Source organism: Dactylosporangium roseum, assembly GCF_025264685.1.
In the GTDB taxonomy this organism is placed as follows: Bacteria; Actinomycetota; Actinomycetes; order Mycobacteriales; family Micromonosporaceae; genus Dactylosporangium; species Dactylosporangium roseum.
In genome coordinates, this window is the sequence record NZ_CP073721.1 from 2105789 (window position 1) to 2130289 (window position 24501).

Below are 24501 nucleotides of genomic sequence, written 5' to 3' on the forward strand. Positions count from 1 at the left end.
ATGGGCACCGTCGACCTGAAGCACGTTTCGCGGTGGTACGGCAACGTGGTCGCCGTCAACGACGTGTCGATGACGCTCGGCCCCGGCGTGACCGGCCTGCTCGGGCCCAACGGCGCGGGCAAGACCACGCTGCTGCACATGATGTCCGGGTTCCTCGCCCCGTCGAAGGGTGAGCTGACCGTCGACGGGGCGCCCGCCTGGCGCAATCCCGACGTCTACAAGACCCTCGGCCTGGTCAGCGAGCGCGAGTCGGTGCACGGGTTCCTCACCGGCAAGGAGTTCGTCCTCGCGAGCGCCCGCCTGCACCGGCTGCCCGACGCCGAGGAGGCGGCCCGCCGGGCACTCGCCCTGGTGGAGATGGAGCCGGCGCAGGACCGCAGGATCGACACGTACAGCAAGGGCATGCGCCAGCGGACCCGCGTGGCCGCGGCCCTGGTCCACGACCCGGGTGTGCTGCTGCTCGACGAGCCGTTCAACGGCATGGACCCGCGGCAGCGCTTCCACATGATGGACCTGCTGCACAAGATGGGCGACGACGGCCGCACCGTGCTGTTCTCCTCGCACATCCTGGAGGAGGTCGAGCAGGTCTCCGGCACCGTCCAGGTGATGGTGGCGGGCCGGCTCGCCGCCTCGGGTGACTTCCGCACCATCCGGCGGCTGATGACGAACCGGCCGCACGTCTTCACCGTCCGCTCCAGCGACGACCGCCGGCTCGCGGTCGCGCTCATCGGGCAGCCCTCGGTCAAGGGCGTCGAGCTCGAGCCCGCCGGACTGCAGGTCCGCGCCTCCGACTACGGCACGTTCACCCGGGCACTGCCCCGGATCGCGCTGAAGGAGGGCGTGCGGGTGCGTCAGTTGCTGCCCGCCGACGAGTCCCTGGAAAGCGTCTTCTCCTACCTGGTGGGTGCCTGATGAACGCGACGATCGCCCGGATCACCACCCGCGGCCTGCTCGGCCGGCGCCGGATCTGGCTGCTCGTACCGCTGCCGCTGATCCTGATCGGCCTCGCGCTGATCGCCCGCGCGTCCGGCGCCACGCCGGAGGAGTGGGGTGAGCCGATCATCGTGGGGCTCGGCTTCACCGCCGTGCTGCCGGTCATCGCGCTCATCGTCGGCACCGGCGTGCTCGGCTCGGAGATCGACGACGGCACGATCACCCACATCCTGGCCAAGCCGTTGCCCCGCTCGGAGATCGTCTTCACGAAGCTGGTCGTGGCCGCCGGGGTGACGGGCCTGTTCGCCGGCGCTCCGCTCTTCGTCGCCGGTGTGATCGCCAACTCGTGGTCCCTCGCGTTCGCCCTCCTGGTCGGCGCGGTGGTGGGCGCCCTGGCCTACTCGGCGCTCTTCGTCATGATCAGCGTCCTGACCCGCCGGCCGGTGCTGCTCGGGCTGGTCTACGTCGTGCTCTGGGAGGGGCTGCTCGGCAACATCCTGTCGGGCACGCAGAAGCTGAGCATCCAGCAGTACGTCGTGTCGATCGTCGACTGGCTGGCTCCGTCCGAGGTCCTGCAGGGCCGGGTGTCGGTGCCGGTGAGCTTCGTGATGGCCGGCGTCTTCACGCTCGCCGCCACCGTGTACGCGGTGCAACGCCTGCGCTCCTTCTCGGTCGCGGGCGAGACGGGCTGACCCCCGAAGCCGCGTTGATCATGCACTTGTGGTCCCTGACAAACCCGGACATCCAGGGAGTGTCATGGCACCACAAGTGCATGATCAACGTGACGGGGGGCGTGGTGGGGGAGCGGGGGCCGTGATCGGATGAGGCGCGTGGGTGCGCATCGGGTGTACAGCGTCGTGGTGTTCATCGTGCTGGCCTCGCTCGACAACGTGGCCATCAGCCTCGTCCCGCCGCTGTACTCGCCGATCAGCCGGGCCCTCGGGGTCGGTGAGGGAGCGCTCGGGGTCGTCACGGCGGTCAGCTACCTCGTCACCGCCGTCGCCGCGGTCGTCTGGGCCTACGTCGGGGACCACACCGATCGCAAGCCGGTCCTCGTGATCGGCACCCTGATCTGGGCCGCCGGCACCGCCGGCACGGTGTTCACCGGCGGCTACTGGGCGTTCTTCGCCGCGCAGGTGCTCGCCGCGGTAGGGCTCGGCGCGGTCGGCTCCGTCGGCTTCTCCGTGGTCAGCGACCTGATCTCGCCGCGCCGCCGCGGCCTGGTCATGAGCCTGTGGGGCCTGTCGCAGGGTGTCGGCACGCTCGCCGGAGTGCTGGTCGCCAGCCAGCTCGGCGGCACCGACTGGCGGACGCCGTTCTCCGTGCTCGCCGGCCTCGGCGTGCTCGCCTCGATCGCGTACTTCACGACCGCCGACATCCGCCGCGGGCAGAGCGAGCCCGACCTCGCCGCCGTGTTCGCCGCGGGCGAGGAGTACGAGCACCGCATCTCCCGTGCCGACCTGCCCCGCATCGCCGCCCGGCGGACCAACGTCTGGCTGGTGCTGCAGGGCCTGACCGCGCAGGTGACGTTCGGTTCACTGGTCTGGCTGCCCCGCCTCTTCCAGGCGAAGGCGGAGGCACAGGGGTACGACGAACAGACCGCCATCCAGATCGGCGGTCTGCTGGCCACGCTGTTCCAGCTCGGCGGTGCCCTCTCGATCGTCGGCGGCCTGGTCGGCGACCGGTGGCAGCGCCGCGACCCGGGCGGCCGGGCGAAGGTCGCCGCCATCGGCATCCTCGCCGGCGTGCCGCTCTACGTGCTGCTGTTCTTCGCGCCGCTGACCCTGCCCCCGCCGGCGGCGGAGCACGACGCGCTGTCGCTGGTGCTGGGATCGATGTTCACCGAGCCCGGCCTGCTGGCGGCGTTCCTGTGCGCGCTGCTCGCCCTGGCCCTGACGTCGGCGAACTCGCCGAACTGGTTCGCCCTCATCGCCGACGTCAATCCGCCCGAGCACCGCGGCACGGTCTACTCGCTGGGCAACCTCGTCAACGGCGTCGGCCGTGCCGCCGGCAACGGCCTGGTGGGTGCCGTCTTCGCCGCGCTGGCGCGCGGCTTCCCGCCGCCGGTGAACCTGGCCATCGGCCTGGCGGCGTTCCAGGCCTTCTTCATCCCCACCGGGATCATGTACTGGCTGGCGTCGCGCACCGCACCGGCGGACATCGAGGCCGTCCACCGCCTGCTGCGCACCCGGGCCGCCGCCCCCCTTGCGCGTTGATCTTGCAGTTGTGGTGCCTGACAAACCGGTCATTCAGGGAGTGTCCCGGCACCACAACTGCAAGATCAACGCGCAAGGGGGGCGGGTCAGAGGGTGCGTAGGTGGAAGCCGCCGTCGACGTCGATCACCTGGCCGGTCGAGAACGGGAACAGGCCCTGCGCGACCGCGACCACCGCCTTGCCGACGTCCTCCGGCTGCCCCCACCGGCGGATCGGGGTCACGCCCTCGTCGAGGATCAGCCGGTCGTACCGCTCCTTCACCGGGCCGGTCATGTCCGTCGCGATGATGCCCGGGCGGACCTCGAAGACCGTGATGCCGTGCTCCGCCAGCCGGGCCGCGAACAGCTTGGTCATCATCGACAGGCCCGCCTTCGTCACGCAGTAGTCGCCGCGGTTGACGCTCGCGGTGTACGCCGACATCGACGAGATCGTGACGATCCTGCCGGGTGTGCCGTGCTCGATCATCCGCAGCGCGACCTGCTGGGTGAGGAAGTACGGGCCCTTGAGGTTGATGCCGATCAGGCGGTCGAACGACTCCTCGTCGGCCTCCAGGATGTCGGCTCGCCGCGCCGGCGCGACCCCCGCGTTGTTCACCAGGAGGTCGATGGTGCCGAACGCCTCGTACGCCTCGGCCACCAGCCGAGCGCGGTCGGCGGCGTCGGCGAGATCAGCTCGTACCAACGCCGCTTTGGCTCCTGCTTTTTCGACCTCTCCGGCGACCTCCTCGGCCGCCGCCAGGTTGCTCGCGAAGTTCACCACGACGTCGAACCCGGCGTGTGCCAGGGCCAGCGCGATGCCGCGCCCGATGCCGCGGGAGGCGCCGGTGACGAGGGCCGCGCTCACGCGACACCGCCGAAGAAGGTGTGGTACGGGCCGTTCTCGAGCCGGTCGAGGTACAGCGCGAGTTCGCGCAGGTGGTAGTCGCCCCACATGCTCGACTCGCCGTTCGGGACGTGCTGTCCCTCGTGGACCTGGTCCCAGCCGTTCGGGCGGTGGTACACGGAATGCAGCAGGAGCCCCTGGTGGCGCGGATCCGTCGAGAGGTACGGCTCGGCGAGCAGGGTCCGCGCGACGGTCAGCCCGGCCTGGACGTATCGCCGCTCGCCGAGATGGCGCCCGAGCCGCAGCAGCCCCTGCGCGGCGATCGCGGCCGCGCTCGAGTCGACCGGCTCGTGCTCGTTGAACGGGTCGGCCGGGCGGTCGCGGTGGCCGTCGAGGCGGGCCAGGCCCGGCGCGCCGGTGTCCCAGTAGGGAACGCCGTCGGTGGGGGAGTGCTCGATGTAGAAGTCGCACGTCGCCTTCGCGGCCTCGGCGAACACCGGCTCGTCCTCGAACTCCAGCAGTTCGGCGAAGCCGAGCATCGCCCAGGCGAGGCCGCGGGTCCACGTCGAGAACGGCGAGTAGCCCTGCTGCGTGCTCGGCGCGCGGAACCGGCCGTCGTTGACGTTGAACAGCGCCTCGTGCGCCGTCCGGCCCCGGACGTCGTAGGCGTCCCGGCCCTGGCCGTAGTAGACGTTGTACCGGGCGGTGTTGCGCCCGTGCTGCAAGAGCCGCTCGCGCAGGTCGATACGCTCGTCGTGCTCGCCCATGAGGACATGGCCGAGCCGATGCGCGACCGCCAGCGACCGGCAGGAGCGGATGGTGTCGACGAAGAGCGACTGCGGGCCGTTGAACGAGTAGATGTAGCCCGTCCCGTCGTCGGTCCGTTGCCAGCGCGCGGCCTGCACGGCGCCGCTCACCTTCAGGGCGAGCTCGGTGGCGTCGCGCTGCTCGTCGTCGATGCGGCCCTCGGTCATGAGCCGGAGGAGGGTGCCGTACGTGCTGACGTTGTTGAACCCGTGGTCGTGGACGCCGATGTGGCTGACGTGCGGCGGCATGAGCGAGCGGGTCTGGCGCAGGCCCAGATCGAGGAAGTGCTTGTCGTCCGTGGCGTCGAACTGCAGCAGCGCCGAGCCGACCTGGAACCCTTGCGTCCACTCGGTCCACCCGCGTGCCGTGTACCGCCCGTCGACGGTGAACACGGGTGAGCCGTCGCCCGGCGCCGGCTCGCCGAGAGCGTCGATCTTGGCGGCGGAGAGCTCCCACATCCGCGCGGTGGCGGGACGCAGCCCGCCGGCCGTGAGGCCGTCTTCGATGCGCAACATGCTCGGATAGTACCGAGGAAAGCCCTTTCCCGGGACCCCCACCCCGCGCCCGCCTCGCCCCGCGCCGTGCCGCGCCCCCTTTGTGCGTCGATCTTGCAGTTGTGGTGCCGAGACACTCCCTGAATGACCGGTTTGTCAGGCACCACAACTGCAAGATCAACGCGCGATGCGGGGGTGGGTGCGGGTGGCCCCGGGTCCGGTCGGTCGTCCGCAGGGCGGCGGCGGGGCGTGCGAGGATGTTCGGGATGGAGACCGCGGTTGAGGACGTCGCCGAGCGCTGGGCCGCCGCCTGGACGGCGGGCCGGACGAGTGACCTGTTCCGCCTGCTCGCCGCGAGCCCGGCGATCGAGTCCAACCTCGACCCCGACGGCGACTTCATCGAGATCCTGACCGACTACGCCGCGGCGCTCGACTCGGTCACCGTCTTCTCCCGCACGGTCATCGACCGCCGGGTGGCCCTGGTCTACGACTGCACCCTGGGTGACGAGACGTTCCGCCTGGCCGAGTTCCTGTTCGTGGACGACTCCGGCCTGATCCGCGAGATCCGCCGGGTCTACGACCTATATGCGGTGGAGCGCCTGATCCCGTCCCTGCTGCTCGGCTCCGCTTGATCGCGGGAAGCCTCTGGTCACCCTGGCGCCGAGCCGCGAAGTGAAGCCGCGCGGCCGTCCGTCCACCCCCGGTGTCGCGCTACGAGACGGTGACGCACGGTCGCGCGGGCGGCGTCGGTCGCTCGTGGTGGCCGCCGGTTCCCGGGACGACGCGTTCCGGACCGGACGACTCCATGATCATGGGAAAGATCCGGCCGCCCTGGCACCCGAACGCGGGGCGTGGCCCACCTCCCGGACGAGATCGTTGACCGTGCAGAACCCGGCCTGCACCGACTCGGCGACCATCGCCCGCACCTGCCGCGGGTCGTCACAGCGCAGAGCAGCCTCGACCACCGACCGCTCGGGCGAGGTCAGCCGGAGCGCGCCGTCCTGCCGAGCGAACGGATCGGGCCGCGTCGTGCGGTGCACCCGGACGAAGCCGCTCGACCGTATCCGGCGCTCGTGCGGGATGAGGACCCGGATGGACGGATCCCTCGGCACGTTGCGGAATCCGTGCACGCCGAGCGCTGCCGCTCCGGTGAGGTACGCGCCCGGCCCGCCGAAGAGCAGCGCGGCGATCAGCCGCTGCCGCTCCCGCAGCACACCGCTGAACATCGCGTAGACGGAAGGCAGCACAGTCTGCCACCGTCCGGTTTCCAGCTCCCACCGCAGCCGGCCCCTGGTGATCCCCGCCTGCCTGAGCTGGGCGGCCGTGATGATCTGCTGCTGGGACCGCCGCGGCGGGCCCGTCCACTCCGATTCGTCCTGCACGGGCAAGCATTCATCGCCGCCGGACCGGCGAGCAACCCGGACCGGGCCGCTGTGGACAACCCGCTCATGATCCAGGGGCGGATCCGGTTGTGGATCCGCCCCCGAGTGGCGATGAGTTACGACATCGCGGACGCCGCGACGAAGGTGTAGCCGAGGCCCTGGATGCCCTCGACCGTCTGCTGCAGGTAGGAGGTGCCCAGATACGGGTGGTAGAAGAAGCTCGCCACCCCGTCGCGGACCGCCAGGTTGGCCTTGGCGTTGGCGACCAGGTCCGCCGGCAGCACCGCCGGGTGCTGGTTGAACGGCTCCGGCTCGATGTTGCCGATGTTCTCCGGGACAACCGTCGAGCCGTAGACGTCACGCACCGTGTACGGGAAGAACTGCCCCACCATGTGCGCCACGCCGTTGTCCACGGTCCCGCCGGAGAGCACGCCCGGGAAGTACAACCCCCGGTCGTAACGAACCCCGAAGAGCGAGGTGATCGTCTTGTAGTCCAGCGCGCTGGCCGCGTAGTGCGGCGGCTCGAAGATGGTCGGCTGCTTGAGGCCGGCCACGAGGAACTCGGCGCGGGCGGCGGTGACCCGCGCGGTCACGTTGGCCGCCGAGTCGTTCTTCACCGGGCCGTCGTAGATCACGGCGTCGTTGGCGTCGACGTGGGCCCGGAAGAACTCGAAGTCGTTCGCGCTCACCCCGTCGTACGGGTTGTTCAGCGCGTCGAGCTGGTGCGTGTAGCCGTGCATGAGCAGGGTGCCGCCCTTGCTCTGCATGTACTTCAGGGCGCTGACCACCAGTGGCCGCTGGCGCAGCGTGTAGTCCTCGGCCTTGCCGTTGTTGTTCACGCCCTTCGGGTCGCGGTACCGGCTGTAGACGGCGACGGTGAACGGGACGTTCCTGCTCGACAGGTAGTCGGCGACGGCGCGCAGCTCGGCCGGGTCGGCGTCGGGGCCGACGTCCTCGATCCGGACCAGCGCCCGGTGCCGCGCCGCCGTCTGCGGGGCGAGGGCGTCGAACAGCAGGTCGGAGAAGGCGAGGTACCGGTCGTTGGAAGTGATGTACGAGAACGGGATCTCGCCGAGGTACGTCAGGTTGCCCGACTTGACGCCCCACGGAAACTTCGTGCCGTCGGCGCGGACCGCCTCGCCGACGCCGACCGCCTTGGCGGCGTCGTAGATCGCGTAGTCCATGATGCCGCCGGCGTTGCGCGCGTCGCGGGTCAGCGCGGTGCCCTTGTAGTTCACCCGGGCCACCGACGAGACGTCGAAGCCCTTCCAGGTGTACCCGTACTTCGTGGCGAAGTCCGCCGAGCGGGCCGTCAACTGCCAGATGTTGTCGTACATCCAGACGACGGGCTTGCTGGTGGCCAGGACGTCGTCGAGGAACGCCGCCGGGATCGGCTCGTCGTAGGTGGACCCGACGTAGACGACCGCGGAGTAGTTCGCGAGCTCACCGGCGGTGTACCCGCCGACCGGGTGCGCGGTCCAGGCGCCGAAGTGGGAGACGAGGTTGGTCGCCATCATCCCGTAGTCCTCGCCAAGCCACCCGTACGGCCCGGTGTTGTCGTAGAGGACCAGCGTCTTCGTCGACGGGTTCGCGCCGGGCGCGCCGGCGCCGGTCGACGTCTTCGTCGCGGCGGTCGTGGTCGTGGTCGGGTTGGCGGCCGTCAGGCCGGTCAGGGCCGTGCGCAGCGACGACAGCAACGATCCCCACGAGTCCGCCGCCCGGAGCTTCACCTGCCCGGTGGTGACCACCCGCTCGGACGGCACGAGCTTCGCCGGGCGCGGCGGCGCCGGCACGGAGGACTGGCTCGCGGCGGCGTACTCGCCGGTGGTACCGGCCCACCGATGGTCTCGTGCGCCGGGCGCGGCGGCGCCGGGCAGGGCGTGGGCCGTGGCGGCGAGCGCGCCGGCCAGGACGGCCGTCGCCAGGAGACGGAGCGGGGAGCGTTTCGACATCGTCAGGCCTCTCAGACGTACGACGGGGAAGGCATCGGGGACGGCGCGGAGGTGAGGCCGAGCAGTGCGGCGATGGCCTGCTCGGTCCGCTGCGACGCGAGCCCGTCGCCGTACGGGTTGCCGCTGGCGGTCATCGACTGCCGCAGCATCGGGTCGTCGAACAGGCGCGCGGCCTCCGCGACGATCAGCTCCTCGTCGGTACCGACGAGCTTGGCGCAGCCGGCGTGGAGCGACTCGACGCGTTCGGTCACCTCGCGGAGCACCAGGGCGGGCACCTTGAACGACGGCGCCTCCTCCTGGATGCCGCCGGAGTCGGTGAGCGTCAGGTACGCGCGGGAGAGCACCCGGGCGAGCGCCGGGTACGGCAGCGGGTCGGTGATCGTCACCCGCGGCACCCCCGTCAGCCCGGCCTCGACCTGGGCGCGCACCGCCGGGTTGGCGTGGGCGGGCAGGACGACGCGGATGTCCGGGTACGCATCGACGAGCCGGCGCACGGCGCGCAGGATGCGCTCCAGCGGCTCGCCCCACGACTCGCGGCGGTGGGCGGTGACGAGCACCAGCCGGGCCTCGCCGTGGGTGGCGGCGTCGACCGCGGCGGCGACGCCGGCGTCCTCGAACGGCAGCTCCTTCGCCGCGATCTCCAGCGAGGCGTCGACGACGGTGTTGCCGGTGATGAGCACGCTGGCGGGGCTGACGCTCTCGTCGAGCAGGTTCGTCGCGGCGAGCGCGGTCGGCGCGAGGTGCAGCGCGGCGAGCTGCCCGACGAGCTTGCGGTTGGCCTCCTCCGGGAACGGCGAGTCGAGGTCACCGGAGCGCAGGCCGGCCTCGAGGTGTACGACCGGGATGCGGCGCCAGAAGGCGGCCATCGCACCGGCGAGCGTCGTGGTGGTGTCGCCCTGCACGACGACGGCCTTCGGAGTCCGCTCCGCGAGCAGCGCGTCCAACTGCTTGATCATCTCGGTCAGCAGCTCGGGCTGGCTGCCGGTGACCCGCTCCAGCGGGAGCGTGACGTCGGCCTCCACGTCGAACGCGGCCAGGGCCTGAGTGACCATCGCCGGGTGCTGCCCGCTGGCGACCAGGACCGGGCTGAGCCGTCCGGCGGCGCGCATCGCGGCGGCGACGGGTGCGAGCTTGATGGCCTCGGGTCGGGTACCGGCGATGAGAAAGACTTCAGGAAGCATGTGGCGTCACCTTGGGGTCAGTTCCCCCGCGATCTTGCAGTTGTGGTCCCTGTCTTATAGCGATATTTCTATATAAAACGGGCACCACAAGTGCAAGATCGCGGGGCGGGGGTGGGACTGGGGGCGGGGGTGGGGACGGGGTCAGGCGGGGACGGGGTCGGGGGCTGGGTCCTCGGTCAGGCGTTCGGTCTTGGCCCATGCCTGGCGGCGGGCAATCTGCCGGGCTATTGCCCGCCAGGTGCTCACCAGGCCGAGCATCAGGAAGAAGGGGTACGTCAGCGCCGCCCCCAGCAGCCGCCCGAGCCTCTCGTCGCGCAGTTGGAGCCGGTGCACCAGCGCCCAGATGAGTCCCGGTGCGGTCATGCCGGCCACCCAGAAGGCGGCGACCCCGCCCATCTGCGCCCATGAGTGGATCATGAACGTCTCGCCGCGCCCCTGGAGCAGTCGCCACACCGCGACCGTCCAGAGGGCGAGCACCGTTGCCGTACCGAAGGCGTTCATCCACGGCGCGAGCAGGTAGTACAGCATCTCCAGCAGCGCGTGGTTGCGGATCCGGCGCGAGGCGACGAGCCGCGGCACGTAGGCGATGCACTGCAGGTTGCCCTGCGCCCAGCGGGTGCGCTGGCGCAGCAGCCGCTTGACGTCGACGAGGCCCTGCTGCCGGACGCTGGCGATGGAGGTGTACCGGACGCGCTCACCGTTGAGGTGCATCCGCAGCCCGAGTTCGAGGTCCTCGACCAGGCAGTGCGACCACGGCGCGGCACCGAGCCGCATCAGCGACGACAGCCGGGCGAACTGCCCGTTGCCGCCCAGCCCGACCGTCCCCGCCGAGTCGCGGAGTAGCTGGCTGGCGTTGGCGATGGCGGCGAACTCGAGGTCCTGCACCGCGCCGAGCACCTTGTCGCGGTTGTGGATCCGCACGCGGGTCTGCACCGCGCCGACCGCCGGGTCCCGCATGAGCCGCGACACCTCGGTGAGGATGTTGGTGCTGCCGCGGCCGTCGCCGTCGATGACGCCGACCGCGACCCGGTCCGGGTCCTCCCCGTGGCGCAGCGTGAGGTCGCGGATCGTGCGGAACGCCGCGTTGAGCGCCTCGCCCTTACCCTTGCGGGCGTCGGGGAAGTCGCGGCGCAGGACTGTCAGGTCCGGGTGGCCGATGCCGGCGAGGACGTCCGGGGTGCCGTCGTCCGAACCGTCATCGACCACCAGGACCCTGGTCCGTGTTCCCGCCGACCCGCTGAGCGCGAGGGCGGCGGAGACGGTCCGGCCGACGACCCGTTCCTCGTTGAGGGCGGGCACGACGATCCAGAAGGTCAGCGGCTCGTTTCCGTTCGGCGCGATGGCATCGCGCCGGCGGCGGCGTCCGGCGGTGGCCGAGTCACTGGCGGAGAACGCCACCAGTGCCAGGTTGTACGCCGGCCACAGCGCCAGGAACGCGAAGCCGACCAGCAGGATCGCCGTCATGGGTCAGGCGGCGCTGCGGTTGAAGCGGGATGCCCGGACCATCAAGAAGCCGGTCACGACGAGCGCGACACCGGCCAGGACGATGGCGAAGACCGGGCTACCGGTGACGGGCAGTGAACCTGCGGCGGCCCCGCAGGTCGCGGCGCCGCCGGCGACCTTCGTACACGACATGACAGCTTCCCCTCGGCTATCCGTTGGTGGTGCCCGGCGGCTCCCTGCTGGCAACCGTCGTGCACCCTGTCCGAGAAGCTTGAACCGACCGGGCTGCGATCACAATGGGTGATGCCGGGCTTCGGCTGAAGTCCGCCCAAGCACCCGACAGGGCGCTTACGCAGCCAAAAAGAGGTGGTTACGCACCGTGGCCGCGCGGTGTGCCGTAGCTCTCAGTGAGGGCTCCGGTCCGGTGCCAGTCGGTTGCGAACTCGGCCCACAGGGAGAGGGCGACGGCCGCGCTCTCCGGGCGGTCACCCGGCCGTTTGGCCATGCACTGCCGGCACAGTTCGGCCACGGAGCGTGGCACCCCGGGGACCATGACGACCGGCGTCGGGGCGGCCTGGAGGAGTCGCGCGCCGGGCGCGTGCGGCGAGCGGCCGGTGAGCATCTGGTAGAGCAGGACGCCCAGCGCGTGCACGTCCCAGGCCGGGGCGTGCTCGACCCGGGAGGCGGCCGGGTGGGTGAACGGCACGGCGAGCCCGAAGTCGATGATCTTCACGCCCGCGGTGGTCAGCATGACGTTGTCGGCGGTGAGGTCGCGGTGCGCGATGCCGCGCCGGTGCGCAACGGCGAGCATCTCGGCCACCGACGCGGCGATCTCCACCGCCTGCTGCCAGGGCAGCCGCCCGCGGGCCAGGCGCTGTGCCAGGGGGACGCCGTTGAGCAGCTCCATCGCCACCGCGGGCACGCTCACCCGGCCCGCGACGACCTCGCCGTACCCGTAGATCTTCGGCACCGTCGGGTGCCGCATCCGCTGCATGAGGTGCGGCTCGCGGCGCGCGGCGTGGCAGGCGCGCGTGTTCTGGGCGAACGCGGGCGCGAGCAGCTTCACCGCGGCCGGGCGGAGCCGCTCGAGATCGATCGCCTCGTAGACCAGCGACACGCCACCGCGAGCGATCGGACGGACCAGCAGGTAGCGGTCAAGCACCCTGTGGCCAACCTCGATTCCGGACACAAACGACGACTATTCCCTATTCGGTCCGGCTTGCGATAGTCCCGTGATGCTGGATACAGCGCAATTTGGACGAATTGCAGGCACCTAAGGCTGATCGAAGCGCATAGTTGGCATCCACGACTGTGCGTCACCATCCCGTAGCGCAACACCGGGGCGGACAGGCGACCGCACGGCTGAACTTAGCGCCCTTGCGCGATCGTCCAGCGGCGTACGACAACCTCGCCGCCGCCCTCCCCCTGGTGCGTTGATCTTGCAGTTGTGGTGCCTGACAAACCGGACATTCACGGAGTGTCGAGGCACCACAAGTGCAAGATCAACGCACCAGGGGGGACGGGAAGGGGGTAGCGGTGGGATCGGTGGTTTACGCCGGGAGCCGCGCGCCGGTGACCTCGTCCTTGCTGAGCCACGACCGCAGGCGGTGGCGCAGGCCCCGCGGCTCCGGCACGTCGTCCCCGACGACGTCGGCCACGACGACGGTGATGTTGTCCGGCCCCCCGGCCCGTAGCGCCAGGTCGACGAGCCGGTCGACGCACTCGTCCACGTCGCCGTACTCGCGCATCGCCTCCTCGATCGTCTCCGCGCGCAGCACGCCGGAGAGGCCGTCGCTGCACAGCAGGTACCGGTCGCCGGCCCGGGCGGGCGTCACGGAGTACACCGGATCGGTCGGCTGCCCCTGCAACACCCGGCTGACGAGGGACCGCTGCGGATGTGTCGCCGCCTCGTCCGGCGTGATCTGGCCTTCGTCGACGAGTAGCTGCACATACGTGTCGTCGCGCGTCACCTGGCTGAACTCCTCGCCGCGCAGCAGGTAGGCGCGGGAGTCTCCGATGTGGACCAGCCCGATCCGGGTGCCGGAGAACAGGATCGCGGTCAGCGTCGTGCCCATGCCCTGCTTCGCCGGGTCGGCCTCCACCTCGTCGCGGATCCGGCGGTTGGCGTCGGAGACGGCCGTGCGCAGCGCGGTGAGCAGATCGTTGGCGGCGAACTCCCCGTCGAGCGGGCTCATCGCCTCGATGACGAGCCGGCTCGCGACGTCACCGGCCGCCATCCCGCCCATCCCGTCGGCGACGGCGAGCAGGCGGTCGCCGGCGAACACCGAGTCCTGGTTGCTGCCCCGCACCAGCCCGACCTCGGTGCGTGCGGCCCACTGCAGGGCCAGCGGCTGGGGTTCCGCTTCTGCCATGCGTGCCAGACTGCCGTACCGCACCACGCGGCGTCTCTACGCAGTTGTGCGTATGGTGACCGGATGCCAGCCGCCCCGTTCGTCGGCCGAGCCGCGGAGCTCGCCGGGATCGAGGGTGCGTGGCGGTCCGGAGCGTCCCGCGTGGTGCTGGTCACCGGGGAGGCCGGCAGCGGCAAGAGCCGGCTGGTGTCGGAGGCGCTCGATCAGATCGACGCCGAGGTGGTACTGGCCGGTGCCGCGCGAACCCTCGGCGCCGCGCCGCACGACTGGCTGGCCTCGGTACTGAGCGGCAGGTCCACGGACGGCCTCCCGGTGGACGAGGCCGTGCTGGCCCAGCTCGCGCAGGCCCCGGTGCGCATCGCGGGGGCCGCCTCCGGTCCGGCCGCGGAGGGTGCACGGCTCGCCCCGGCCGCGATGCTGCGCGCCGCCGTCGACGTGGTCCGGGCGCTGCTCGACGGCCGCCGCGGTGTCCTCGTCGTCGAGGATCTGCACGACCTCGACCCGGCGAGCCTGACCCTGCTCGGCGAGCTCGCCGGGGCGGCGTTGCCCGCGCTGCTGCTCGTGACGAGCCGCCCGCCGCAGGAGGCCGCGTTCGCCCCGGCCGCCGCCCGCACGCTGCGCAGGCTCGCCGGCGCGCCCGGGGTGCTGCGCATCCACCTGCCGCCGTTCACCGCGCGGGAGACCGCGGAACTCATCGAGGCGTACCACGCCAGCACCCCGGCGCCGGAAACCGTCCGCGCCGTGCTGCGCCGCACCGGTGGCAACCCCTTCTGGCTGACTGAGCTCGTCACCGCCCACGGCTCCCCGGACGGCCCGGACGGCCCGGCCGCCGCCCCGCTGCCCGACCACGTGGTGGGCCTGCTGGTCGAGCCCCTCGCCGGCGAGCCGGCCCTCGTCGGCCGCGTGGCCCGCGCGGCGGCGCTGCTCGGCGACCCGGTCGAGAGCGACGTGCTGTTCCACGTCTGCGGCGGCGACGTCGAGCCGGGCCTGCGCCGCCTCCTCGACCTCGGCATGCTGGTGATCACCCCGGACCTGGCGCCGGCGGGCCCGCTGCGGTTCCGGCACCCGCTGTTGCGGGAGGCGCTGGCCCGCACCGCGCTGCCGGGCGAGCGGACGCGGGTGCACACCCTGGCCCGCGCGCTGGCGGTGGAGCTCGGCGACGACCCGGCGCTGGCCCGCCACGCGGCGGCACTGGGCCGCCCCGGCGAGGCCCGCGCGGCCGCCGCCCGCGGCGCGGTCGCGAGTCTCGCCGACGGCCGGCCGGAGGCCGCGCTGGACCTGGTGGAGCTGGGCCTGCGCCTCCAGTGCCCGGACGCCGAGCGCCGCTCGCTGTCCGCCGCCGGCGCCGCGGCCGCCTTCGTGGCCGGCCGTTTCGCGGTGGCCGCGGGCCACGCGGCCGAGTGGCTGGACCTGGCCGAGGCCGCCGGAGCGCCGACGGCCGCGGACCCCGGGACGGCGGGGGTGCCGATCTCGGGGGCCGGTGGGCGGGCGGCGCCGTCGGGTGGAGCCGGTGCGGCGGGGGTGCCGGTCTCGGGGGCGGGCGGCGCGGCCGCCACAGGGGACGGCGCCGACGAACTCGCGGACGCGCATCGCACGGTGGCCGCGATCCGGTGGTGTCTCGGGGACCCGGACGGGCACCGGCGGTCGCTCGACCGGGCCGCCGTCGTCGGCGGGTCGCCCGCTTCTCTCGCCCGGCAGCTCGCCGCCGAGGCGGAGGGCGCCCTGCGCACCGAGGAGCCGGCCGGTGTCCTGACGCTCGCCGAGGCCGCACTCGCCGCCGCCGAGCGGGCCGGCACCGGGATCGCGCCCGCGTCCGTCACGCTCGGCACGGCGCTGGCGTTCACCGGGGCCTTCGACCGCGGCACCGCACTCCTGCGCGTGGCCCGCCGGCTCGCCGAACGCGACCACGATCCGGTCACCGTCGGCCGCGCCGTCCACAACCTCGTCGCCGTCAGCCTCCCGAGGCTGGGCGACGTCGACGGCCGCCGGCTCTTCGACGAGGCCATGGCCACCCTCGCGCGGTTCGGGCTGGAGTTCTGCGCCGGTCGTACGACCAGCCTCGGCGTCGCCCACGCCGTCGCCACCGGAGACCTGGCAAGGGCGGAGGCGCTGGTCTGGTCCCGCCTGCCGATCGAGGGCGACCCGGTCGAACGGGTGCGGTTCACCGCCCGCGCCGGGCTCCTGGCCCTGGAGCGCGGCGACGACTCGCTGGCCGTGCGGATGCTGGCCCGCGCCGACGCCGAGGGGCGCGACACCGGGCTGGTCCGGGTGCTGCGGGTCGCGGTCGCCGCCCGCGGGGTGCACCCGGTCGACCCGGTGCGAGCCCTCGCCGAGTGCGCCGAGTGGTGCCGCCCGGCCCGGGTCGTCGAGGCGGCCCGCTGGGCCCTCCACGGCGGCGTGCCCGCGGCGACGGTGGAGGAGCACGTCGCCGTACGACCACCGTCGCTGCGCCTGCTCCTGGCGGTCGCCGCCGGCCGTGACACCGAGGCGGTCGACCTGCTGCCGGAGGCGCTCGGCGCGGCCGACACCGACCACGACACCGACCACGACACCGACCACGACAAGGACCGCGACACCGACTACGACATCGACCGCAGCACCGACCACGGCACCAACGAGAGCAGGCCCGACGCCGCCGCCGTGCACACCGCCGTCGCGCACGCGCTGCTGCGGCTCGGGCAGGCCGGCCAGGCCCGCCAGCACGCGGAGCGGGCCGTCGCGCTGCTCGCCCATTGGCCCGGCTGGCGGCTCACCGAGGCGGAGACCCTCCTGCACAGCCTGCGGGCCGGCGGCGACCTCACCGCCCGCGAGATCGAGGTGCTCGGCTGCCTGGCCGCCGGCATGACGAACCAGCAGGTGGCCAGCTCGCTCGGCATCTCCATCCGCACCGTGACGGTGCACGTGTCCAACCTGCTGCGCAAGACCGGCGCGGCGTCACGCACCGAGGCCGCGCTCTGGGCGGTCAGGCACCGCCTGGCCCCCGAGCGCTAGTCCCAATGCCGGGTAGTTAAGCCCAGCGGTGGCTGGTCAAGTGGTGTGTTGGTGTGGATGTGGGCAGCGGGACTCCGGTAGAGAGGTACGTCCGCCAAGACATGCCTTGCTGCCGGGAGTCCCGCTGTTGGTTCAGTCTGTCATTACGCGTGTGGTGCGGGTCGCGGCAGGTTCGTTCGCGCCGGGTCATCTGGGTGAGTTGACCCAGCAGGTGCCGTTCGAGATGGTCGATGCCGTACTTGCTCAGACCCGCTGCATGCAGCGGCGGGTGCGGGATCTGCCGTCGCGGGTGGTGGTGTATCTGCTGCTGGCGGGTTGTTTGTTCGCCGAGTTGGGGTATCGGCAGGTGTGGCAGCGTCTGGTCGCCGGTCTGGACGGGCTGCCGGTCGCGTACCCGAGCGAGGCCGCGTTGACCAAGGCCCGCCAGCGGGTCGGCCCGCAACCGTTGCGGGCGTTGTTCGACCTGCTGCGCGGCCCGGCGGCGGCGATGGCGGGGCCGGTGCGCTGGCGGGGGCTGCTGGTCTGCGCGATCGACGGGACCATGTTGTTCGCGGCGGACAGCGCGGCGAACCTGACCCGGTTCAGCAAGCAGCGCGGCGGGCGCACCGGCGGGTCGGGTTATCCGATGCTGCGGCTGGTGACGGTGATGGCGTGTGGCACCCGGTCGGTGATGGACGCGGTGTTCGGGGCGATCACCTGCGGCGAGACCACCTATGCCAGGGATCTGTTGGCCCGGCTGCCCGCCGGGGTGCTGCTGCTGGCCGACCGTAACTTCGCCGCCGGGCATCTGCTCAAGATCGTGACCGGCCGGCAGGCGCATCTGCTGGTGCGGGCCAAGACCGGCCGCGGCGGCCCGAAACTGCCGATGCTGCACCGTTTCCGGGACGGCTCCTACCGATCGGTGTTCGGCGGCCAGCCGGTACGGGTCATCGACGCCGAGATCAGCATCGCGACCAAGGCCGGCACGGTCACCGGTGTCTACCGGCTGATCACCACCCTGCTGGACCCGCAGGCCCATCCGGCCACCGCGATGCTGCGGCTCTACCACGAACGGTGGGAGATCGAGACCGCCTACCTGGAGATCAAGTCCAGCATCCTCGGCGGCCGGGTCCTGCGGGCCCGGACCCCGGCCGGCGTCGACCAGGAGATCCACGCCTTGCTGGTCACCTACCAGATCCTGCGCACCGCCATGACCGACGCCACCAACAGCGACACCGCAGTGGACCCTGACCGGGCCAGCTTCACCATCGCCCTGCACGCTGCCCGTGACCAGATCGTGCACGCCGCCGGGGTGATCGCCGACACCGTCATCGACCTGGTCGGCAACATCGGCCGCCTCGTCCTGAACGATCTCCTGCCCGAGCGACGGCTCCGCGTCAACGCCCGCACCGTCAAACGAGCAATCTCCAAATACAACGCCCGCGGCCCGAACATCGACCGACGCACCTACCAAGCCACCATCAGCCTCACGATCCTCGCCGAACCCCCTTGACGACCAGCCCCGACCCTTAACTACCCGGCATTGGCGCTAGTCCCGCTCGGTCGCCGCGGGCGGGCTGCGCAGCGTCAGGATGAGGTCGAGCACGAGAGCGGTCCAGCCGGTCTGGTGCGCGGCGCCGAGGCCCGCCCCGGTGTCGCCGTGGAAGTATTCGTAGAACAGCAGGAGGTCGTGCCACGCCGGGTCGCGCTGGAACAGGTCGACGTCGCCGAAGAACGCGCGGCGGCCGTCGGCGTCGTTGACGAACAGCTTGACCAGCCGCAGGGACAGATCGTCGGCGACCTGGCCGAGGGTGGCCATCCTCCCGGTGCCGGCCGGATACTCCACCTGGAGGTCGTCGCCGAAGAACTCGGCGAAGCGGCGGATCGCCTCGATGAGGATGTAGTTGACCGGGAACCAGATCGGGCCGCGCCAGTTGGAGTTGCCGCCGAAGAGGCCGCTGGTGGACTCGGCCGGCTCGTAACCGACCGTGTAGGCGTGGTCGCCGAGGTGGACCGTGAACGGCTCGTCCTTGTGCGCCCGGGAGAGGGTGCGCAGCCCATACGGCGAGAGGAACTCGTCCTCGTGCAGCATCCGCTGGAGGATCCGGATCAACTGGTCGGGCCCGACCATCGACAGCAGCCGCAACTGTTGGCCGGCCCGGCTCTTCTTGGCCCCGACGACGTCACCGTACTCCGGCTTGTTGGTGAGGAACCAGCGCAGTCGCGCGGCCACGTCCGGCAGCCGCCGCAGCGTCGACGAGCTGATGATCGTCGTCGCGGTGAGCGGGAGCAGGCCGACGACCGAGCGCACCTTCAGCGGGATCCGGTGCCCCTCCGCGGTGCGCAGCACGTCGTAGAAGAACGCCTCCTCCTCGTCCCACAGCCCGAACTCGTAGGCGGCGTCGGCGATGTACGCGAAGTGCTCGAGGAACTTCGCCGCGATGTCCTCGTACACCCGGTCGTGCACCGCGAGCGTGAGGGACATGTCAAGGAGGTTCAGCGCGTACATCGCCATCCAGGCGGTGCCGTCGCTCTGCTCCAGGCGCCCGCCGACCGGCAGCGCGGCCGAGCGGTCGAACGGGCCGACGTTGTCCAGCCCGAGGAAGCCGCCCTCGAAGACGTTGTTGCCCTCGGCGTCCTTGCGGTTGACCCACCAGGTGAAGTTGAGCAGCAGCTTGTGCAGCACCCGGGCGAGGAAGTCGAAGTCGCGGGAGCCGTCGAGCACGAACACCCGCAGCGCCGCCCAGGCGTGCACCGGCGGGTTGACGTCGCCGAACGCCCACTCGTACGCCGGGATCTGCCCGTTGGGGTGCATGTACCACTCACGGAGCAGCAACAGCAACTGCTCCTTGGCGAACCCGGGGTCGACGCGCGCGATGGCGACGCAGTGGAACGCGAGGTCCCAGGCGGCATACCACGGGTACTCCCACGGGTCGGGCATGGACAGCACGTCGCAACTGTTCATGTGCCACCAGTGGCTGTTGCGCCCGTAGCGCCGGCTCTCCGGCGGCGCCTCGGCGACCGGGTCGCCGGTCAGCCAGCGGGCCACGTCGAAGTGGAAGAACTGCTTGCCCCACATCAGCCCGGCGACAGCCTGCCGGACGACCATCTTCTCCTCGGCCGTCGCGGCCGGTGGCACGAGGTGGTCGAAGTACGCGTCGGCCTCCGCCCTGCGGCGGGCCATCGTCGACTCGAAGTCGGCCTTCAGGTCGGCCGGGGCGAGGTCCTTGGCACCGGGCGCGCTGAGGTTGAGCCGCAGCCGGATCTCGTGCGTGCCGCCGGCCGGCACCGAGACGAGGTAGTGCAGGGCGGCCTTGGTCCCGACGCCGTCCGGGTTGACGCTGTCCTTGCCGTGGATGACGTGGTCGCCGATGCCGTCCTTCGGGTACTCCCGGCCCGGCTTGCCCCAGATCCGCTGCCCGTTGGTCTCGTTGTTGCAGAACAGCGGGCGCGGTGCGCCGTCACCGGTCAGCGCCAGCCGGCCCAGCAGGCGGTGCTCGGCGAGCAGGCCGTCGTCCTTGGCGCGGATCTCCGGCATGTAGTCGCGGCCGGGCAGCCCCCAGGCCCACGTGTTGCGGAACCACAGGGTGGGCAGCAGGTGCAGGGTGGCCGGTTCCGGCCCCATGTTCGTCGCGGTGATCCGGATGCACATGTCGGTCGGGCCGGCCTTGGCGTAGTCGACCTCGACCGCCCAGTAGCGGTCCTCGTCGAAGATCCCTGTGTCGGCCAGCTCGTATTCGGGCTCGTCCCGGCCCCGGCGGCAGTTCTCGGCGACGAGCTCGTCATAGGGAAAGGCCCGTTGCGGGTAGTGGTAGCGCCACGTCATCCACGAGTGGGTCGGCGTGGAGTCCAGATACCACCAGTACTCCTTGGCGTCCTCGCCGTGGTTGCCGAGGTCGCCGCCGAGACCGAACATCCGCTCCTTGAGGATCGTGTCCTTGCCGTTCCACAGGGCGAGCGCGAAGCAGAACGTCTGCCGGTCGTCGCAGATGCCGGCCATACCGTCCTCGTTCCACCGGTACACCCGGGAACGAGCATGATCGTGGGGAAAGTGGTCCCAGGCCGTGCCGTGGGCGCTGTAGTCCTCGCGCACGGTGCCCCAGGCGCGCTCGGAGAGGTAGGGGCCCCAACCCCGCCATGGGCGCTCACCGCTGTCGGCCTCGGCCAGCCGCCGGTGCTCGGCGTTCCCGTCGTCCTGGATCACGTAACCATTCTCCGTCGCCCATATTTCCGTGAAGCTGAAGGTGTGACCGATGATCGACTCCTTCGGGCCCTTCAGGGCATTTGTTCCTACACCATGTAGCCCCTTGATCAACAATCTTTGTGGCGAAGCGCTCGCCATTGGCCACCGCCAGCCACAAAGATTGTGCGCATGGTGGTGTTGGGTCCGCAGGTATGTGGTGATTTGTCGCTCGGTGCGACGCGTGAGTGGCTTGTCCCGGACGGCGCCGGTGGCTACGCCATGGGCACCGTCTCCGGCCTGCGGACCCGCAGGTACCACGGCCTGCTCGTGGTCGCCGAGCCCGGCCGGCCCGCCCGCCGCCACCTGGCCCTCGCCGCCCTGGACCCGGTCCTGACGCTGCCGTCCGGCGCGACCGTCGAGCTGGCCGCGCACGAGTGGGCCGGCGGCGTCGTCAGCCCGCAGGGCCACACGCTGATCGAGCGGTTCGACCTCGTCGACGGGCTGCCCCGCTGGCGCTGGCGGATCGGCCCGGTGGTCGTCGAGCGCGAGCTGGCGATGATCCATGGCCGATCGCACCTCGGCGTCGTGCACCGGGTGGTGAGCGCGCCCGGCCCGGTCACACTGACCCTGAAGGCGCTGGTCACCTGGCGCGACGCCCATGGCGAACGGACCGCGGGCGGCCCGCCGCCGCGGGTCGCGAGCTCGTCCGGCGGCGCGGTGGTCGAGCGGGCCTTCCGGATCGCCGGTCCCGGCTGGGAGCCGATCGGGGAGTGGTACCGCGGCGCCCGCACCCGGGCGGAGGAGGAGCGCGGCCTGGCCGCCCACGAGGACCTGTGGTGCGCCGGACGGTTCCGGGCCGAGCTGCGACCGGGGGAGAGCCTCGAGGTCGAGGCCTGGACCGATGTCACCGGCGACCTGACCACCGACCACCGCCGCGGTGCCCGGCGGGTCGTCGACCGGGCCCGCGCCCGCAACCGCGCCCTGACCCACGACGCCGCCGACGCCGCCGACCGCGCGCTCGTCCTCGCCGCCGACGCGTTCGTGGTCGCCGGTCCGCAGGGCGCGCCCGACGTCGTCGCCGGCTACCCCTGGTTCGGCGCCTGGTCCCGCGACACCATGATCTCCTACGCCGGCCTGTTCCTGGCCACCGGCTGGTACGACGAGGGCCGCGAGCTGCTGCGCGCCTACGCGGGCACCCTCTCCGAGGGCATGCTCGCCAACACCGCCGACACCGGGCAGACCGAGCACAACACGGTCGACGCCACCCTGTGGTTCCTCCACGCGATCGAGCGGCACGTCGCCGGTACCGGCGACGACGACCTCGCCGCCGAACTGCTGCCCGCGCTCGACACGGTCGTCGCCGCCCACCTCGCCGGCACCCGCTACGGCATCCGGGTCGATCCGGCCGACGGCCTCGTCACGCAGGGCGCCCCCGGCGTCGCGCTCACCTGGATGGACGCCCGCGTCGACGGAGTGCCGATCACCGCCCGGGCCGGCAAGCCGGTCGAGGTCAACGCGCTGTGGGTCAACGGGCTGGGGGCGATCGCGGCCCTCAAGGAGCGGCTCGGCCGGGACGCGAGCGATGAGCACCGGCTCCGCGCCCGGGCGCGGGCGTCGTTCGAGCGGCGGTTCCCGATCGGCGATCGGCCGGTGGTCCCCCTCCACGACGTCGTCGACGGGCCCGCCGGCGACGACCCGGCGCTGCGCCCCAACCAGCTCCTGGCCTGGAGCCTGCCGCTGGGGCCGCTGCGCGGCAGGCCCGTACCGCCGGAACTGTACGAGCTGCTCACCCCGCTCGGGCCGCGCAGCCTCGCCCCGTCGGATCCCGCCTTCGCCGCCGTGCACCGGGGCGGGCCGGCCGAGCGGGACGCCGCCTATCACCAGGGCACAGTCTGGCCCTGGCTGATCGGCCCGTACGCGGACGCGCTGTCCGCCGGCCCGGACATCCTCCAGGGAATCGAGGCCCACCTGTGGGAATGGGGCATCGGCTCGGTCAGTGAGACGGCCGACGGCGCACCGCCGCACCACGCCACCGGCTGTCCGTTCCAGGCCTGGTCGGTGGCGGAGGCGCTGCGTGTCCGCCGAAAAGTCGGGTGACCGTTACACCCTAGAAATGAGATTTGCCTCCCTGGTAACCCTCGCCCGGCAGGATGAGTATCAAGCCCACCCACCAGCTCACACGCGAACGGAGTTTGCGTGTGTCAGCGTTGGCGCGCGTGGGTACCAGTGCGGGCATTTGATCAACACTCCGTTGATCGGGTCCCGTCGACCACCTCGGTCGGCGGGGTGCCGACCCAACCGGGTCGGCGGGACCTTGACAACCGGAACACCTGTGGGGGCGGCCACGTGAACGAGACCATCGGAACACCGACCAGACCGTTACGAGTGCTGATGCTGTCGTGGGAGTACCCGCCGGTGGTCGTCGGCGGGCTGGGGCGGCACGTGCACGCCCTCGCGACGTCACTGGTGACGGCGGGGCACGAGGTGACCGTGGTGACCCGGCACGCGCCCGGCGCGCCCCTGGAGGAGTATTCGGAAGGCGTGCGCATCGTCCGCGCGGCCGAGGACCCGCCGCTGTTCCCGCTCGCGACCTCGACCCTGCTGGCCTGGACGATGGCGTTCAACCACACGCTGACCCGCGCCGCCCTGCGTGCCGCGGCCGGCGGCGAGTACGACCTCATCCACGCCCACGACTGGCTCGTGACGCACACCGCGGTCACGCTCAAGGAGAGCCTCGACCTGCCGCTGGTCGCCACGATCCACGCGACGGAGGCGGGCCGCCACCAGGGCTGGCTGCCCGACGAGACGAACAAGTGCATCCACTCGGTCGAGTGGTGGCTCGCGCACGAGGCCTGCCGCGTCGTGGTCTGCTCCGAGTACATGCGCTGGGAGGTGACCCGGCTGCTCGACCTGGCGCCGGCGCGGGTGTCGGTCGTCGCCAACGGCGTCGACTCCAGCGTCTGGAAGGCGCCGTCCCGCGCGGTCAACGCGGCCCGTGCCCGGTTCGCCGGCGACGGCCCGCTGCTCGGCTACGCCGGCCGGCTCGTCTACGAGAAGGGCGTCCAGGACCTCATCGCCGCCCTGCCCGAGCTGAGCGCCCGGCACAACGGGCTGCGCGTCGTCGTCGCCGGCGACGGCCCCCACCGTGCCGAGTTGCAGGAGGACGTGCGCCGGCTGCGGCTCCAGCGCGCCGTCATCTTCGCCGGCTTCATGGGCGAGGGCGAGCTGCCCGCGCTGATGGCGGCCACCGACGCCCTGGTGGTGCCGAGCATCTACGAGCCGTTCGGCATGGTCGCCCTGGAGGGTGCCTCGGCGGGGGCGCCGCTCGCCGTCGCCGCGACCGGCGGCCTGGCCGAGATCGTCGAGCCCGGGGTCACCGGCGTCACGTTCCCGGCGAAGAGTCCGGACGCGCTCGCCGCCTCCGTCGGCACGCTGCTCGAGGACGAGCCGTTCGCTCGTCGTGTCGCGATGAAGGCGCGCACGATGGTCGGCCAGAAGTACGGCTGGTCGACCATCGCGGCGAACACCGCCGACGTCTACCGCGCGGCGATCACCGAGGCCCCCGGCTTCGCGGCCCGGCAGGCCGCGACCTACCTGGAGCACGGCCGCCCGCACATCGTGGTCCCAGACGGCAACCTCCTGTCACTGTAACCCCTCCCTCCCTCCCTCCCTCCGTCCCTCCCTCCCCGCCCGCGCGCCCGATTGCGCGTCGATCTTGCAGTTATGGTGCCGTGAAACTCCCAGTTC

General features: G+C 71.9%; 17 protein-coding genes and 1 pseudogene. 8 read left to right on the plus strand and 10 right to left on the minus strand.

Annotated features, from left to right (window positions below):
- The 3 genes from Drose_RS10570 to Drose_RS10580 all read left to right on the plus strand — a co-directional run bounded on the left by Drose_RS10570 (nt 1) and on the right by Drose_RS10580 (nt 3149).
- The gene (locus Drose_RS10570; protein WP_260727993.1) at nt 1-912 is read left to right on the plus strand and encodes an ABC transporter ATP-binding protein; all 912 of its coding nucleotides are present in this window, start codon (nt 1-3) and stop codon (nt 910-912) included.
- Complete coding sequence (locus Drose_RS10575) at nt 912-1625, plus strand: ABC transporter permease (RefSeq protein WP_260727994.1); 714 nt, start codon at nt 912-914, stop codon at nt 1623-1625. Before Drose_RS10570 ends, Drose_RS10575 begins: the two co-directional genes overlap by 1 nt.
- A gap of 129 nt (nt 1626-1754) precedes the next feature.
- The gene (locus tag Drose_RS10580) at nt 1755-3149 is read left to right on the plus strand and encodes an MFS transporter (protein ID WP_390891367.1); all 1395 of its coding nucleotides are present in this window, start codon (nt 1755-1757) and stop codon (nt 3147-3149) included.
- Between the two features lie 86 nt (nt 3150-3235).
- Here Drose_RS10580 and Drose_RS10585 read toward each other — a convergent pair whose 3' ends face one another.
- Both Drose_RS10585 and Drose_RS10590 read right to left on the minus strand, forming a co-directional pair.
- Nucleotides 3236-3991, minus strand: coding sequence for a 3-ketoacyl-ACP reductase (locus tag Drose_RS10585; RefSeq protein WP_260727996.1), 756 nt, complete (start codon nt 3989-3991; stop codon nt 3236-3238).
- Entirely contained in the window at nt 3988-5292 is a 1305-nt protein-coding gene (locus Drose_RS10590) for a glycoside hydrolase family 88 protein (RefSeq protein WP_260727997.1), read from the minus strand. Before Drose_RS10590 ends, Drose_RS10585 begins: the two co-directional genes overlap by 4 nt.
- A 245-nt stretch (nt 5293-5537) precedes the next feature.
- Here Drose_RS10590 and Drose_RS10595 point away from each other — a divergent pair, with 245 nt between their 5' ends.
- Nucleotides 5538-5903 (plus strand): hypothetical protein, encoded by a 366-nt coding sequence (locus Drose_RS10595; protein ID WP_260727998.1) that lies wholly within the window; start codon nt 5538-5540, stop codon nt 5901-5903.
- A 177-nt stretch (nt 5904-6080) separates the two neighbouring features.
- Here the strand turns inward: Drose_RS10595 and Drose_RS10600 are convergent, their stop codons facing one another.
- The 7 genes and pseudogenes from Drose_RS10600 to Drose_RS10630 all read right to left on the minus strand — a co-directional run.
- Entirely contained in the window at nt 6081-6653 is a 573-nt protein-coding gene (locus tag Drose_RS10600) for a hypothetical protein (protein ID WP_260727999.1), read from the minus strand.
- 116 nt (nt 6654-6769) lie between these two features.
- Nucleotides 6770-8605: a polysaccharide deacetylase family protein gene (locus tag Drose_RS10605; RefSeq protein WP_260728000.1), complete on the minus strand. Its 1836-nt coding sequence runs from the start codon at nt 8603-8605 to the stop codon at nt 6770-6772.
- An 11-nt stretch (nt 8606-8616) separates the two neighbouring features.
- A complete protein-coding gene (gene wecB / locus Drose_RS10610; RefSeq protein WP_260728001.1) occupies nt 8617-9786 on the minus strand; it encodes a non-hydrolyzing UDP-N-acetylglucosamine 2-epimerase in 1170 nt (389 codons plus the stop codon).
- 141 nt (nt 9787-9927) lie between these two features.
- Complete coding sequence (locus Drose_RS10615) at nt 9928-11250, minus strand: glycosyltransferase family 2 protein (protein ID WP_260728002.1); 1323 nt, start codon at nt 11248-11250, stop codon at nt 9928-9930.
- A gap of 3 nt (nt 11251-11253) precedes the next feature.
- The gene (locus Drose_RS10620) at nt 11254-11421 is read right to left on the minus strand and encodes an LPXTG cell wall anchor domain-containing protein (protein WP_259862599.1); all 168 of its coding nucleotides are present in this window, start codon (nt 11419-11421) and stop codon (nt 11254-11256) included.
- A 178-nt stretch (nt 11422-11599) separates the two neighbouring features.
- Entirely contained in the window at nt 11600-12391 is a 792-nt protein-coding gene (locus Drose_RS10625) for a serine/threonine-protein kinase (RefSeq protein ID WP_260728003.1), read from the minus strand.
- A gap of 463 nt (nt 12392-12854) precedes the next feature.
- Nucleotides 12855-13601, minus strand: a pseudogene (locus Drose_RS10630) (PP2C family protein-serine/threonine phosphatase); the annotation flags it as partial.
- Between the two features lie 63 nt (nt 13602-13664).
- On the opposite strand from Drose_RS10630, the gene Drose_RS10635 reads away from it, so the two are divergent.
- Nucleotides 13665-16592, plus strand: a complete 2928-nt coding sequence (locus tag Drose_RS10635; protein WP_260728004.1) for a LuxR C-terminal-related transcriptional regulator — start codon at nt 13665-13667, stop codon at nt 16590-16592.
- A gap of 199 nt (nt 16593-16791) precedes the next feature.
- Nucleotides 16792-18084 (plus strand): IS4 family transposase, encoded by a 1293-nt coding sequence (locus tag Drose_RS10640; protein ID WP_260728005.1) that lies wholly within the window; start codon nt 16792-16794, stop codon nt 18082-18084.
- A gap of 36 nt (nt 18085-18120) precedes the next feature.
- Here the strand turns inward: Drose_RS10640 and Drose_RS10645 are convergent, their stop codons facing one another.
- Nucleotides 18121-20775, minus strand: coding sequence for an MGH1-like glycoside hydrolase domain-containing protein (locus Drose_RS10645; protein ID WP_260728006.1), 2655 nt, complete (start codon nt 20773-20775; stop codon nt 18121-18123).
- Nucleotides 20776-20943: 168 nt separating this feature from the next.
- On the opposite strand from Drose_RS10645, the gene Drose_RS10650 reads away from it, so the two are divergent.
- Nucleotides 20944-22851: an amylo-alpha-1,6-glucosidase gene (locus tag Drose_RS10650; protein WP_260728007.1), complete on the plus strand. Its 1908-nt coding sequence runs from the start codon at nt 20944-20946 to the stop codon at nt 22849-22851.
- 294 nt (nt 22852-23145) lie between these two features.
- Nucleotides 23146-24405: a glycosyltransferase family 4 protein gene (locus Drose_RS10655; RefSeq protein WP_260728008.1), complete on the plus strand. Its 1260-nt coding sequence runs from the start codon at nt 23146-23148 to the stop codon at nt 24403-24405.
- The last annotated feature ends 96 nt before the right edge of the window (nt 24406-24501 follow it).

Coding starts and splice junctions, on each gene's coding strand:
- Drose_RS10570 (WP_260727993.1), top strand. CDS start 1: ATGGGCACCGTCGACCTGAAGCACGTTTCGCGGTGGTACGGCAACGTG.
- wecB (WP_260728001.1), bottom strand. CDS start 9,786: ATGCTTCCTGAAGTCTTTCTCATCGCCGGTACCCGACCCGAGGCCATC.
- Drose_RS10615 (WP_260728002.1), bottom strand. CDS start 11,250: ATGACGGCGATCCTGCTGGTCGGCTTCGCGTTCCTGGCGCTGTGGCCG.
- Drose_RS10590 (WP_260727997.1), bottom strand. CDS start 5,292: ATGTTGCGCATCGAAGACGGCCTCACGGCCGGCGGGCTGCGTCCCGCC.
- Drose_RS10595 (WP_260727998.1), top strand. CDS start 5,538: ATGGAGACCGCGGTTGAGGACGTCGCCGAGCGCTGGGCCGCCGCCTGG.
- Drose_RS10580 (WP_390891367.1), top strand. CDS start 1,755: ATGAGGCGCGTGGGTGCGCATCGGGTGTACAGCGTCGTGGTGTTCATC.
- Drose_RS10605 (WP_260728000.1), bottom strand. CDS start 8,605: ATGTCGAAACGCTCCCCGCTCCGTCTCCTGGCGACGGCCGTCCTGGCC.
- Drose_RS10635 (WP_260728004.1), top strand. CDS start 13,665: ATGCCAGCCGCCCCGTTCGTCGGCCGAGCCGCGGAGCTCGCCGGGATC.
- Drose_RS10655 (WP_260728008.1), top strand. CDS start 23,146: ATGCTGTCGTGGGAGTACCCGCCGGTGGTCGTCGGCGGGCTGGGGCGG.
- Drose_RS10650 (WP_260728007.1), top strand. CDS start 20,944: ATGGTGGTGTTGGGTCCGCAGGTATGTGGTGATTTGTCGCTCGGTGCG.
- Drose_RS10575 (WP_260727994.1), top strand. CDS start 912: ATGAACGCGACGATCGCCCGGATCACCACCCGCGGCCTGCTCGGCCGG.
- Drose_RS10620 (WP_259862599.1), bottom strand. CDS start 11,421: ATGTCGTGTACGAAGGTCGCCGGCGGCGCCGCGACCTGCGGGGCCGCC.